Annotated in this window: 8 protein-coding genes; 1 reads left to right on the top strand and 7 read right to left on the bottom strand. The window is 74.2% G+C overall.

The window, feature by feature from the left end; translation table 11 throughout:
- The 6 genes from ACZ4WH_RS28800 to ACZ4WH_RS28825 form a co-directional block, all read right to left on the bottom strand.
- Positions 1 to 2,120 (bottom strand): hypothetical protein (locus ACZ4WH_RS28800; protein WP_468185893.1); only part of this gene is annotated, 2,120 nt, incomplete at its 3' end.
- Positions 2,117 to 3,442 carry a type VII secretion protein EccB gene (gene eccB, locus ACZ4WH_RS28805; RefSeq protein WP_468185896.1) on the bottom strand — a complete coding sequence of 442 codons (1,326 nt, stop codon included), beginning with the start codon at positions 3,440 to 3,442 and terminating at the stop codon, positions 2,117 to 2,119. The genes eccB and ACZ4WH_RS28800, both read right to left, overlap by 4 nt.
- A 9-nt stretch (positions 3,443 to 3,451) precedes the next feature.
- Positions 3,452 to 4,822: a type VII secretion integral membrane protein EccD gene (gene eccD, locus ACZ4WH_RS28810; protein ID WP_468185899.1), complete on the bottom strand. Its 1,371-nt coding sequence runs from the start codon at positions 4,820 to 4,822 to the stop codon at positions 3,452 to 3,454.
- A gap of 54 nt (positions 4,823 to 4,876) precedes the next feature.
- The gene (eccCa, locus tag ACZ4WH_RS28815; protein ID WP_468185902.1) at positions 4,877 to 8,851 is read right to left on the bottom strand and encodes a type VII secretion protein EccCa; all 3,975 of its coding nucleotides are present in this window, start codon (positions 8,849 to 8,851) and stop codon (positions 4,877 to 4,879) included.
- 75 nt (positions 8,852 to 8,926) lie between these two features.
- On the bottom strand, positions 8,927 to 9,571 hold the full coding sequence (locus ACZ4WH_RS28820) for a helix-turn-helix transcriptional regulator (protein ID WP_468185905.1): 645 nt from the start codon (positions 9,569 to 9,571) through the stop codon (positions 8,927 to 8,929).
- A 364-nt stretch (positions 9,572 to 9,935) separates the two neighbouring features.
- On the bottom strand, positions 9,936 to 11,372 hold the full coding sequence (locus ACZ4WH_RS28825; RefSeq protein ID WP_468185907.1) for an FAD-binding oxidoreductase: 1,437 nt from the start codon (positions 11,370 to 11,372) through the stop codon (positions 9,936 to 9,938).
- Positions 11,373 to 11,637: 265 nt separating this feature from the next.
- On the opposite strand from ACZ4WH_RS28825, the gene ACZ4WH_RS28830 reads away from it, so the two are divergent.
- Positions 11,638 to 12,297 (top strand): DUF4232 domain-containing protein, encoded by a 660-nt coding sequence (locus ACZ4WH_RS28830; RefSeq protein WP_468185910.1) that lies wholly within the window; start codon positions 11,638 to 11,640, stop codon positions 12,295 to 12,297.
- Positions 12,298 to 12,604: 307 nt separating this feature from the next.
- Here ACZ4WH_RS28830 and ACZ4WH_RS28835 read toward each other — a convergent pair whose 3' ends face one another.
- On the bottom strand, positions 12,605 to 13,981 hold the full coding sequence (locus tag ACZ4WH_RS28835) for a M20/M25/M40 family metallo-hydrolase (protein ID WP_468185912.1): 1,377 nt from the start codon (positions 13,979 to 13,981) through the stop codon (positions 12,605 to 12,607).

Below are 13,981 nucleotides of genomic sequence, written 5' to 3' on the forward strand. Positions count from 1 at the left end.
GGCTGCTGCCCGTACCGCCCATCGCCGAGGGCACCCGACTCGAACGGCCGGGCCGGCGACTCGGCGGCCGGGACGGCCGGACCGGTGCCGGAGACGACCGGTGGGACCGGGCGCGGAGAAGGCTGCTGCCCGTACCGCCCATCGCCGAGGGCACCCGACTCGAACGGCCGGGCCGGCGACTCGGCGGCCGGGACGGCCGGACCGGTGCCGGAGACCACCGGTGGGACCGGGCGCGGAGAAGGCTGCTGCCCGTACGGCCCGTCGCCGGGCGCACCCGACTCGAACGGCCGGACCGGCGACTCGGCAGCCGGGACGGCCGGACCGGTGCCGGAGACCACCGGTGGGACCGGGCGCGGAGAAGGCTGCTGCCCGTACCGCCCATCGCCGAGGGCACCCGACTCGAACGGCCGGACCGGCGACGCGGCGGCCGGGACGGCCGGACCGGTGCCGGAGACCACCGGTGGGGTCGCGGACGGCGCCGGCCGGTGGGCGGAATCCGGGGCGGCCGACAAGGGCTGCGGACCATCGGCGGAGAGCGGCGGACGGCTGCCCGCCCCCGACAGCGCGGGAACCGGCGGTTCAGCGGACGACGGCACGTCGGAACCGCCCGGCACGGCCGCCCCGGGAGCATGCGCCGCACCTGACCGCGCCTCCCGCGCGGGTCGCGGCACGCTCGACCGCTCCCCGCCCGACGGCCCGGACACCTCCGTCGGCCCGGTCAGGCTCTCGGCGGACGCGCGCCGCGCGCCGGCGGTCTCCGGCTCGGCCGTGTCCAGCCGGCCCCCGGCCGCACCCGGTGCGCGGCGGGCGGTGCCGTCGTCGGCCGCCGCCCACCAGTCCGTGTCGCTCCAGCCGAGGGCGGCACCCGGCGCGTCCGCCGGGGCGAGGCGGAAGGCGTCGCGGAGCGCGGGGTCGAGCTGGCGGAGCATGTCCTCGGCCAGCAGGCGCAGCCGTGCTCCGCCGTCCGGGGTCCGGCGGTCGTAGAGGATCGCCGCCCGTCCCGGCGCCGCCGCCACACGGCGCACCCGGTCCCCGTCCGCGGGCTCGGCGGGGGGACGCAGCCACAGCCCGCTCTGCACCACCTCCAGGACGGTGTCCGGGGTGTAGTCGTACACCCCGGGCGAGGTCTGCGCCGCTCCCGGCACCGGTGCCCGCAGGCCCAGGAGGATGGGCGGCGAGGGGGTGCCGCCGGTGCCCGGCACGTACAGGACCTCGGTGACGAAGGGCTGCCACGCGGCCGTACCGTCGTGGTTGGGGACTTCGATGCGCAGGCCGTCGCCCGCGTGCGGCGGCAGGGCGGGCACGCCCGCGTAGAAGACGACCCGTTCGCCGACGGCGTCGGCCAGGCCCTGGCCGCAGGAGTCCACGTTGCCGGGCAGGGTGACCGGCCCGAGCTGGAGGAACCTCAACCACGCCCGGGCCGAGGGCAGCACGCTGTGCCACAGCCGCACGGTGGCGGCGAGACTGACCGGGGCCGTGCCGGGACTGCCCAGGACGACCGTCAGCGTGTCGGGTCCGGCGGGGATGCGGTCGACCAGCCAGTGCCGGGCGCCGATGCCCCGTTCGTCCTCGGTGCTGCGCAGCCAGATCCCGCCGGCGATGGGTTCCACGACGGTCCCCGGTTCGGGACTCCACGGCTCGTCCGCCGCGGCGAACTCCCACTGGGGTTTGGGGAACCGGCGGGAGTCCGGCGCGGGCGGCCGTCCCGGCTGGAAGCGCAGCCAGCCCGCGCCCTGGTCCCGCGGGACGAAGAGGCCGCCCCCGGCGAGCATGCGGGGCGTGCCGTCCGCGGCCAGTACCGCGGCTCCCGTGGTCTCCGCGACGGCCTGGCCGATGCGCCGGGTGTCGTACGACGCCGCGTGCGCGAAGACCAGGCGGATGCCGTCGGTCCGGCCGGCGAGCAGCCGGCCGGCCGCCTGCCAGTCAGCGAGCGGTGCGTCGGCGGGCAGGTCGGCGACGACGACGCGGTGGTGGGTGTCCGCCGCGATGCCCTCGGCCAGGGCGAGAGCGGCCGGGTCCGGTCCGCCCTTGCGGTGCACCAGCAGGGTGTGACCGCTCTGGCGCAGCCGCAGACCACTGCGCAGACGTGCGGCCAGCGTGCCGTCGAGTCGCACGCTCACTTCTCCTTCACGGTGGCCGTGGCGGCGTCCGGGGACAGCAGGGGGCCGTCCGGCAGCAGCTTCAGCACCCGCGTGGGCATCGCGGTGGTGGGGCCGCTGAGCCGGAGGTCCTGGGCTGCCCTGCCGGAGAGCCGGAAGAGGGTGCCCTGGTCGTCGATGAGATAGGTGCGCGGCGAGGCGACGCGTGCGCGCAGCTCGTCCTGGTCGACGACGAGGACGCCGTGCGCGGGAGCCACCAGCGCCGGGCGCTCGGTGGTGAGCACGCCGCCCCGCTCCTGTACCAGGCTGTTGGTGGTGCGGACGCCGGCCGTCGTCTGGCGCAGGCACAGCAGCGCGCCGTCCGCGCCGGGCAACGGGGCCCCGCGCAGGTCGGGGAGGGTCGAGGCGGGCCAGTGCGGGGCCACGGGCGCGGCGGCGAGCGAGGCGGCGTCGACGGTCGTCGGTGCCGGCGCTCCCGGCCGCGCGGCCAGCAGAGCGGCCTCGGTGGCCGTCACCTTCGTGATGCCGTCCTTGAGCATGACGTAGGCGGGTTCCTGGCCGGCGGAGGTGCGCAGCACTTGGCCCACCCGCACCGGGCGGCCGCCGATCCGGCCGGCCGGGTCGCCTTCGTGCGGGACGGCCGGGGCCCGCAGCGGCGCGCCGGAGGGCACCTCGGCCAGCCAGTCGTCGGGGGCGGTCACCGGCCGCCCGCCGTCCAGGCCGAGCGCGATGAGGGTGCTGTCCGTGGGCACCGGGTACTTGACGCCGCGCCACAGCACGAACCGGTGGCCCGCACGGTCGGCGACGACGGCGGCGGTGCCGGCGGACACCGGTGTCGTCCCGGCCGGCGTCAGGTCGAGAACCTCACCGGCCGGCAGATCGGGGCGCAGACAGCGGGTCCAGCCGCCGGAAACCACGTTGCCGGGGGCGGGCAGCGAGTCCGGGGCCCCGTCGATACCGATGGGCGAACCGTGCGGTACGGCCTTCAGGGCGTCCTGGGACGCCGTGCGGACGGTGCCGGAGAGCCCGGTCAGCAGCAACGCGGACGCGTAGTTGCGTACCGGCCGCAGGGTGCCGTCGAGCAGCAGGTAGCGCGTGCCCGTCTCCTTCTCGACGATGATCGATCCGGGCTGGCGCCAGGTGTCCTTCTCGACCGGGTCGATCAGGCCCCACACCGCGAAGCCCGCACAGAGCAGCAGGACGAGGACGAAGCCGAAGAAGGTGCCGACCGAGCCGCGCCGGTAGGGGCTGCCGCCGTTGCCGGGCTGTCCCGTCACCAGTGCCGCGGCCAGACGGCCCATCGCGAACTGGTAGGCCTGGAGGTGGTCCCGTTGTGTCTGCACGCCGCTCCCTCAGCTTGCCAGGTAGCGGAACTGACCGTACGTGTGCACCAGTTGCAGCAGCAGCGGCAGCAGTGCGATGGAGCAGACCCACTCGGCGATGTCGCCGGCGTGCCCCCACACGGGCAGGAGCCGCCCGCCGGGCAGCCGCTGCGCCGTCCACAGCAGCAGTACCGCGGCGAGGAGCAGTGCCGCCAGTTCCGCCGCCCACGCCCCGGTGCCGTGGCGTGTTCCCAGGGCGAGTCCGACCGCGACGGGGGCCGTGGCGCCGCCGAGAGTGGTCGCGATCCGCTGGACCACACCGGTCAGGGCGCGGGCGCGCAGCAGCAACGCGGCCCCGAAGACCAGCGGCAGCGTCCAGTCGATCCAGCCCTCGTCCAGGGACAGCAGCCACCAGGCGGCGGTGCAGATCACCGCGGCGGTGAGGGCCAGGACGTCCAGCAGCAGGACCGCCACGACGGTCCGGCGCTGGACGTCCTCCTCCGCTTCCGGCTCGATGTCCTGCTGCAACTGCTCGGCGTCGTGCGGCAGATGAGGAACGCGCAGGCGGGCGGTGCGCAGCGCGACGCGCGGAGCGAGATGGCCGAGCACGAACAGGGCCCCCGCCACCAGGGTGGTGGCCTGCGCGGTCGAGCAGCCCGCGGCACGGACCGCGCACACGGCGGCCGTGGTGACCGCGAGGGCGAGGGCCGTGGCCGGTACCAGCGGCGGCAGGGTGCGCAGCGCGAGGAGCCCACCGGACAGGACGACGAGCCAGGCGGCGGCGAGCAGCAGCCCGGTGGTGCCCGGTGCCGGGGTGAAGACGACTCCGGTGAGCAGGCCGAGGGCCAGGGCTCCGCAGCCGGCGACGGCGACGACGGCCCGGTCCGCCCGGCCGCGCTGCGCGACGACGGCGGCGGTGCCCAGGGCCAGGGCCGCCAGGCCGGCGCCGGCGGCCGTGGTGCCGCCCGGGGCGGCCAGCAGTACGGCGACCGCGGCGGCGGCGACGGCGAGGCAGGCCGTGACGAGGGCCAGCCACCGGGTCGCCCCTGGCGACCAGCGACCGGGACGGCCTTCGACGACGTGCGCCACACCGTCCGCGACGTCGTCGAAGACCAGCGGCGGCAGGGCTTCCGCCTCGGGGCGGAGGTACAGCACCTCGCCGTGCCGCAGGCCGAGGGTCTGCGGGGTGCCGTCGAGGTCCAGCGGTTCCTCGCCGAACCGCTGGAGTGTCCAGGAGGCTCCGTCACCGGACGGTTTCCCGGCCTGCCGCAACAGCACCGGCAGCAGCGCGGCCAGTGGCATGGTGACCGGTACGGCGAGGTCGGCCCGGCCCGCGAGGCCCTCGACCGTGAGACGGCACAGGTCGGGGACGGCCGGGGTCAGCGGGGGTGGGGTGGTCATGGGGTTACTCCGCTGCGGGAAGGGGTGACGGGAACGGGTTCGGGCGGGTGGCGGTCACGAGGAGGTCACCAGTCCCAGGTGCACCAGGCCGATCGAGCGCCGGGTGACCAGCTGGGCGCGACCGGGCGGCAGCAGGCGCGGCCGGGCCTCGCCGATGAACTTGCCCTCTTCCTTGGGGTAGGACAGGAGCAGGGCCGGGTTGCCCAGTTCCCACACCCGCCGCAGCAGGGGGTCCATCATGGCGCGGGCGGCGCCGGAGGAGCTGCGGGCGACGATCAGGTGCAGGCCGATGTGCTGGCCCTGGGCAAGCAGGTCCACCAGCGGTGAGGTGGGTGAGGTCATGCCGGGGCTGCTGGAGAACAGGTCGTAGTCGTCGATCACGACGAACAGCCGGGGTCCGTGCCACCAGTCGCGCCGGGGCAGCTGTTCGGGGCTGATCTCCGGCCCGGGAACGCGTTTGCCGAGCGACACCGCGGCGGACTTCATCAGTTCCGTGAGGGCGGGTCCGTCGACCGCGTAGCCGACCCGGTAGGCCTCGGGGATGTCCCGGAGCAGGCCGCGTCCGGGGTCGGCGGCCAGGATGCGCGCCTCGTCGGCGGTGTAGCGGGCGAGGACGGCACGGATGGCCAGGCGCAGGGCGTTGGTCTTCCCGGTCTCACCGTCGCCGAACACCATCAGGTGGGGTGTCGTACCGAAGTCGTGCCAGGCGGGCGCGAGACGCTGCTCGTCCAGGCCGAGGCACAGCCGTAGTTCCTCTCTGTCGGCGGGCGGCGGCGGCAGCTGGCCGGCCGGCAGCCGGGCGGGCAGCAGCCGGACCTCGGGGGCCGGGCGTCCGGTCCAGAAGGTGTTGATCTCGGCGGCGGCCGACCGGGTCGCCGTGGTCAGGTCCTCGGTCTCGGCGGAGCCGTCGATCCGGGGCAGCGCGGACAGGAAGTGGTGGCCGGACGCCACCAGGCCGCGGCCCGGCTGGTGGGGGACGGTGGCGGCGATCCGCGAACCCACCTCCGACTCCACCGAGTCGCCGAGCCGCAGCTCCAGCTTGGTCCCCATCAGGTCGCGCAGCCGTGGCCTGAACTCGGACCAGCGCACGGCGGAGCCGACGAGATGGAGCCCGAAGGCGAGGCCGCGCGCGGCCAGGTCCATCAGGACGGTTTCCGCGTCCTCGTACTCGGCGCGCAGTGTGGCCCAGCCGTCGACCACCACGAAGACGTCGCCGTAGGGGTCGTCGACGGCGCCCTCGGCACGCAGCGCCCGGTATGCGGCCATCGATTCGAGGCCGCGTTCGGCGAAGGTCCGTTCACGCCGTTCCAGCAGCTGGGTCATCTCGGCGACGGTGCGCAGCACGCGGTCGCGGTCGAGCCGGCCGGCGACGGAACCGACGTGCGGCAGACCGCCGACCGAGGCCAGGCCGCCGCCGAAGTCGAGGCAGTAGAACTGCACGTCCTGGGGGGTGTGGGTGAGGGCGAGCGACATCATCAGGGTGCGCAGCAACGTCGACTTGCCCGTCTGCGGGGCGCCGACGACACCGATGTGCCCGTTGGCACCGGACAGGTCGGTGGTGAGCAGTTCGCGCGCCTGCTCGTAGGGGTGGTCGACCATGCCGAGCGGCACCCGGGTGAGGGCGGGGGCGGAGTGTCCCTTCGCGGTCATGCCCCGCCGCGGGTCGGGCTCGATGCCCGGCAGGAGTTCGTCCAGGCTGGGCGAGACGTTCAGGGGCGGCAGCCACACCTGGCGGGCCGGCGGGCCGCTGTCCTCCAGCCGGTGTACCAGCACCTCCAGCAGGCTCTCGCCGCTCTCCTCCGGCTCCTCGGGGCCGGTCGCGGCGGCCTCGGCCCGGGACGGCACGGGGAGGGGCTCGGGTTCGGCGGCGTCCAGGCGCTCCAGCCCGAACAGGGCTATCTCCTGGGCGGGTTCGGCGGTCCCGCCCGTGGGGTCCTCGGCCGAGCGGGGGGCGGGGGCGGGCCCGGAGACGTAGGCGGCCTTGAAGCGGACCAGGTTGGTGGTGTCGATCTTCAGGTAGCCGTTGCCGGGAGCCGAGGGGAGTTCGTAGGCGGAGGAGACGCCGATGACGCTGCGGGACTCCATGGAGGAGAAGGTGCGCAGCGCGATGCGGTACGACAGATGGCCCTCGACCTTGTGCACCCGGCCCTCGTCCAGCCGCTGCGAGGCGAGCAGCAGATGCACGCCGAGGCTGCGCCCGAGCCGGCCGATCGACACGAACAGGTCCACGAACTCCGGTTTGCTGGCCAGGAGTTCGGAGAACTCGTCGACGATGACGAGCAGTGACGGCAGCGGGCTGAGCCAGCTCGCCCCGGACAGCCGGGCCTTCTCGTACTCGAACAGCGAGGAGTAGCCGGCGTCGCGCAGCAGCTGCTGGCGGCGGGTCAGCTCGCCGTTGATGGAGTCCCGCATCCGGTCGACCAGGTGGATCTCGTCGGCGAGGTTGGTGATGACGGCCGACGTGTGCGGCAGGCGGTCCATGTTGAGGAAGGTCGCCCCGCCCTTGAAGTCGACCAGGACGAGATTGAGCACCTCGGAGGAGTGGGTGGTGACCAGGCCCATCACGAGGGTGCGCAGCAGTTCGCTCTTGCCCGAACCGGTGGCGCCGATCAGCAGTCCGTGCGGGCCCATGCCGCCCTGCGCGGACTCCTTGAGGTCCAGTTCGACGACCTCGCCGTGCTCGGTGACGCCGAGCGGCACCTTCAGCCTCGCCGACTGGGCCTGCCGGGCCCGCCAGGTCGCGGCGACGTCGAAGGTGTGCGGGTCGCGCAGCCCGAGCAGCGCGGTCAGTTCGAAGTCCGCCTCCAGCGAGCTGTCGGACAGGTCGATGGCACCGCTGGGGCGCATCGGGGCCAGGGACCGGGCGAGGAGTTCGGCCCGTACCCGGCTGAGCGAGTCGGCCCGGATCCGTGCGGTGGTGTCGCCGGAGGGGTACTCGGCGTGTCCGTCGCGCACCGTCAGCCGCAGGACGCGCTCGCCGCCCGGCAGCGCGCCGGTGGCGTCCAGCAGCACCAGGTTGCGGATGCCGCCGCCCAGCAGCCTGGACGACTCGGGAACGCGGATGTCCTGGGCCACGACGACCACGAACGGCTCGGCGGTGCTCGGGGACGCGTCCGGGTCGTGGTCGGGCCGGTCCCGCACCTCCGGCCCCAGCAGCTCCATCAAGGCGTCGTGGTCGTCGGCGGCCAGGCGCACGGGGCCGGCCGCGTCGGTCTCCTCGGGGTGCTGGTTGTGGGGCAGCCATTTCAGCCACTCCCATTCCGTGGCCGCCATGCCGCGGCCGAGCAGGGCGATCCGCAGATCGTTCGGCGCGTGCAGTACGGCCAGCTGACCGACCATGGCCCGCATCAACGCCAGCACCTCGGCACCGGACCCGGCGAACTCCACGCTGGTGAAGCGGCGCAGGGCCACGGGGACCGGCAGGTGCGGCACGCGCTGGTGGGCCCGGGTGAAGCGGCGCAGCGACATCGCCGTGAGCGGTTCCAGGTCCTCCACCGGCCGGGTCTGCGGCGGCAGGAACTCCAACGCCGCCCGGCGCGAGCCGGTGCCGATGCGGATCCGGGCGAAGTCGTCGTGGTTGGGCCGGCGTTCCCACAGCCGGCTTCCCTCGGCGAGCACGGGCAGCGCGGCCGGGTCGGGGTTGTTCCACAGCAGGGCCTTGCGCTGCTGTTCGGCGGCCTCCCGGGCCTGCTGGCGCTTCTGCGCCAGGTAGCGCAGGTAGTCGCGGCGCTCGGCGCGCATCTTGCGGCGCCGTTCGCTGCCGGAGCGGCCCAGCTGGGTCAGGGCCATGCCGGCGACCGAGGCACCCATCATGCCGGACATGAGATAGGTCGTCGGTCCGGGTCTGCCCTGGGTGAACATCAGCATCATCGCCCCGCTGCCCAGCCCCATCGGGATGTACATGAGGGCGGAGGACATGTCCGTCACCACGGGTTCGCCGAGCACCGGTGGTTCGGCGAGTTCCACCTGGCCCTCGGGCATGGCGGGGCCCTCCTCGCGCGGGGCCCGCTTGGCTACGGTGGTGCTCAAGACCTGGGTTTCCTTTCGCGGGCAGGGCCGGCGGCGCGTGCGCACGGGCCGCCCTACCGTGCCTCGTACGGGCGGTCAGATGAGGCCGGAGCGGATGGCGAAGGAGACGGCGTGGGAGCGGTTGCGCAGCCGGTGCCGTTTGATGACGCCGTAGAGCACGTTCTTGATGGTGCGCTCCGAGTAGCCGAGCTGATTGCCTATGTCCTGCAACTCATGGCCTTCGGCGACGAGTTGCAGCACCTTCGCCTCCCGTTCGGTGAGTCCGCCCGGGGTGAGCCCGCGGGGGACGAGCACCTCCTGGTAGGTGTACTGCATCTGGTCCATCAGCCGGCCCTGGAGCGCCGGCGGCAGGTCCGCGTGGCCCGCGCGCACCTGCCGCAGGGTCTGGGTGAACGCCTCCCAGGTGAAACCGCTGCGCGGGAGAACGGCCCGCACTCCGAGGACGACGGCCTGGTGCAGGTTGGCGCGCCATTCCCCGCCGACCACGAGCACCAGCGACACCCGCTCCCCCACCTGCTTGCGCAGCCGGGCCACGGCCGGGGTGTCCGGGCTGTGCAGAGCCGCCACGACGACGTCGGCCGTGTTTCTGTCCGCGGTCCACAGCAGGTGCGGGCACTGCCTGACGAAGTTCTCCAGGGCGAGTTCCGAGATGGGGTCGCCGGTCGGCAGCACGCCGACCACCGGCCGTCCCGTCGCGGTCCGTCCGTGCCCTCCCGCCACAGCGGGTTCGGGCTCCGCCTGCCCGCGCTGCTCCGCCGGTCCTAAAGAATGCTCACCAGCCGCGTCGCTTGCCCCTGAACGGTGGTGGGACGGGCGTGCGCTCTCCGCCTCGTCCGCCGGGTACGGGCTTCCGGCTCTGCGGGCCACTCGGTGTGTCCGGCTGTGCGCACCGAGTCCGTGGACGGCATCGATCTCACGCGCGTGGGGTCCAGACATGGGGTCCTCCCTTCTGCAATGGCCCGGGAACCGTTCCGGCCGCACGCCCGCACGGCCTTGCCGCCGCGTGCCCGGAGCACGGTGGCGGAAGGGACGTGCTGCGGGGCCGGACCGGCCCTACGGGACCTGAGGCCGTCGGCCGCGGCGCTCAGTCTCCGGTGGGCGCGGAGGCCGGCCGGACGTTGTGGTTGCGGCGGAAGACGTTGGCCGGGTCCCAGCGCCGCTTGGCCGCCGCGAGCCGCTCATAGCGCTCGGCGCCGTACAGCCGCCGGACTTCCGCCTCGGACACGGCCTCGTCCGGGGCGACGAAGTTCACCACGTTGCGGGGGTCGGCCCACGGGGACAGGGCCGCCGCGTACTTCGCCAGGTGTTCGTCCATGAAGGGCAGGTCGGGGGGTGCGGCGACGCCGAAGGCGAAGGTGACGTACGGCAGTCCGCGCGAGGGTACCGCGTTGGGCGTCTCGGGCTCCCGGTCGAGGGCGCCGCCGAGGGCCCGCACCTCCACGGTCACCAGCGGGCAGTCGGAGCCGGGGCCGACCGCCTCCACCAGCGCGGCCAGCGCCTCGGCGGAGAACTCGCGCAGGCCGAAGCCGGTCTCGACGTACGGCAGCGGGTCGACCGGGTCGACGTGGATGGCGCCGATGTCCGGGACCGGGCGCGGGGCGATCGAGTCGAGGACGGGGGTGCCGGCGGCCCGCAGGGGGGCGAGGAGTTCCTCGGCCTCGCCGGCCTCACCGAGGTACGAGAAGCGCACGTGCAGCACGAAGGCGCCGCGCAGCGGGCCGGGCAGGGCGTCGTCCTGGGGCAGCCGCTGGACCGCGAAGGAGGTGCTCGCCGTCTCGGGCAGGGTCGGCGCCCAGGTGCGCCAGACCTCCAGCACCTCGGCCATGTCCTCGCCGGGGAACCAGAGTCCGCCGCCGTAGAAGACGGTCAGCTCGACGGCGGTGAACTCGATGCGGGTGACGACGCCGAAGTTGCCCTTGCCGCCCAGCAGGGCCCAGAACAGCTCCGGTTCGTCGTCCGGGGTGACGGTGCGGATGACTCCGTCGGCGGTGACGACCTCGATCCACCGCACGTGGTCGGCCGCGTAGCCGTGGGCCCGGCCCAGCAGCGGGCTGAGGCCGCCGCCGAGGGTGTAGCCCACCACTCCGACCGTGGGGGTGGAGCCGGCCAGCGGGGCGAGGCCGGCCTTGGCCGCGGCGGCGAGCGCCTCGCTCCAGCGCACGCCCGCGCCGACGCGCAGGGTGCGCGCGGACTCGTCCACCTCCACGCCGGTCAGGCGGGTGGTGGTGATCAGCAGCGTGTTCTGACCGACCGACGGCACCACCTGGTGGCCGGCGTTCTTGACGGCGACCGCGAGGCCGTGCCGGGTGGCGAAGGTGACGGCGTGAGCCACGTCCTCGGCGCTGGTGGCGCCGACGACGACGGCGGGCGCCGTGGGCTGCGCGAGATTGTAGGTGGCGCACTCGGTCGCGTAGGCGGCGTCCGCCGGCTCCAGTACGGGACCGGTGACAGCCGCGCGCAGACCCGCCACGTCGTCGGGCGTGAAGAGACCGTCCGCCGCGGCGGCAGCATTCTGGGACATCGCATCCATCTCGATTGTGGGGGTGGGCGGCGTGACGCCTACGGGGAAGTGGACCACACCGTCCCCTTGGACCTTAGACGCTTGGGGTCACTTCATGGGTGACCGCAAGACATCCACTTACTCAATTGATACCTGAGTCCACGTCAAGTACTGGCAAAGAGGAGACACATGCATGTAGCAAGTGAGTCAACACGCGTCGAATCGTTTCGTATGTAACTCTTGTTTCCACGCGGAGCTAACTTCGCATGTCTACGAAGGAGTACTCATGGTGGACAATCCTCGCCGACTGCCCGCTGCGGCTCTGCTGGCCGGTACCGCCGCGCTGGCGGCACTACTGACAGCCTGCGGCAACGGCGGAAGCAACCCGTCGGCGTCGCCCGCGACGGACACGGCGACGGCCACCGCCACCGCCACCGCCTCCGGCCCCCCGACGCGGACGCCCTCAGCGGGTGAACCGTCCGTGTCCGGCGGTGCGGAGTCGTCAGCCCCCGGCAACGGGGCCGAAGGTGGCCGGTGTCACACCTCCGAGCTGCGTGCCTCGCTCGGCGGAGACGATCCGGGGGCCGGCCAGGAGAACTTCCCCGTCGTGCTGACGAACACTTCCGGCCGCACCTGCACCGTGACCGGGTATCCCGGAGCCGCGTTCACCGACGCCTCCGGTCGGCAGCTGGGCCCCGATCCGGCCCGCACGCCCGGCCGGGCGACGCCGGTCACCCTCGCTCCGGGACAGAGCGCGTGGTCGGGGCTGTCCTTCACCAACCCGGGGGTGAGCGGAGCCAAGTCGGCGAAGCCCGCCTGGCTCCTCGTCACTCCGCCCAACGAACGGGACTCCCTGCGCGTCGCGTGGACGGGCGGCGCGGTACCGGTGTCCGGAACCGCCTCCCAGGCGTCCCTCACCGTCCTCGCCCCCGGCACCGGGGCTTGAAGAGACCGGTCTCCGCGCGGCGCCGGGCCCCACAGAGGGCTACGGCCGTGCCGCCCGGGCGGGCCGATGCGGCACGGCCCGGCACGGCACTGCGCGGCGTGCGGGCGGCAGGGACCGGTGCACGCCCCTTGCCGCCCGCGCCGGCACCACCGGCCCTGACCACCGGACAGGGACCGCTGGACGGGGAGCACCGGCACGGCACTCACACGGCGACACGGCGAACACCTACTGACGACGCGGCGAACACGACCTGACAACACAGGAAACATCGCCTGACTGCACGACGCTCGCCCCGGCCAGGCGGCGCTCATCCCTGCCCGGAACGGCCGCCGTTCACCGCATAGCCCCGCAGGAAGTGCGCCTCGGCCACGGCCAGCCGGCGTAGTTCGTCGACGCTGACGCTCTCGTCGGCGGCGTGGATGTTGGCCTCCGGCTCGCTCAGGCCGATCAGCAGGATCTCGGCCCACGGATACAGCTCGGCCAGCGCGCCGCACAGCGGGATGCCGCCCCCGAAGCCGCCGAGCCGCATGGTCTGCCCCGGGTACGCCGTGCTCAGGGCCTGGGCCATGGCCGTGTACGCCGGTCCCGAGGCGTCGGCCTGGAACGGCTCCCCCTGTCCCAGCGGCTCGATCGAGACACGGGCGCCCCAGGGGGTGTGCTTCTCGATGTGCGCCACCAGCAGCGAGGTCGCCGTCCGCGCGTCCTGGCCCGGCGGGATGCGCAGACTGAGCGCGGCCCGTGCCGTCGCGTGGATCGTCGGGGTGGCGCCCTCGACGGCCGGGCAGTCGATGCCCATCACGCCGACGGACGGGCGGGCCCACAGCCGGTCGCCGACGCTGCCCGCGCCGGTCAGGCGCACGCCGTCGAGCAGGCCCGCGTCCGCGCGGAAGTCCGCCTCGGGGTAGTCCAGCCCCGGCCAGTGGCCGTCCGCCGGCAGCCCGTCCACGCGGGCCGTACCGTCCTCGTCGGTCAGGGAGGCGAGGATCTTCAGCAGTGCCGTCAGGGCGTCGGGCGCCGGGCCGCCGAACTGCCCGGAGTGCAGGTTCGCGCGCAGCGTGTCGACCCGGACGCGCAGCATCGTGATACCGCGCAGGGCCGCCGTCACGGTCGGCACCCCCCGCCGGAAGTTGCCCGCGTCCGCGACCAGCACGGCGTCCGCCGCCAGCAGGTCGGGGTGGGCGCGGGCGTACTGTTCGAGGCCGCCCGTGCCCTGCTCCTCGGAGCCCTCCACGATCACCTTCACGTTCACCGGCACCCCGCCGTGCGCCTTGAGCGCGCGCAGTGCGAGCAGATGCATGACGACGGCGCCCTTGCAGTCGGCGGTACCGCGCCCGTACCAGCGGCCGTCCCGTTCGGTCAGTTCGAAGGGCGGGCTGGTCCAGGCGGTCTCGTCCAGCGCGGGCTGCACGTCGAAGTGGGCGTAGAGCAGGACGGTCGGCGCGTCCGGCGGCCCGGGCAGGAAGCCGTACACGGACTGCCGGCCGTCGGGCATGTCGAGGACGGTGACGTCCTCGAACTCCTCGGCGCGCAGGGCGGTGGCGATCCACTCCGCGGCCTTCTCCGACTCGCCGCGCGGGCTGACCTCCGGGTCCGCGACGGAGCGGAAGGCCACCAACTCGGTGAGTTCCGTCCGTGCCGCCGGGATCATCGCGGCGATCGTCCCGGCGATCGGGTCCTGGTCCAC

This window comes from Streptomyces sp. NPDC029138, from assembly GCF_055564375.1.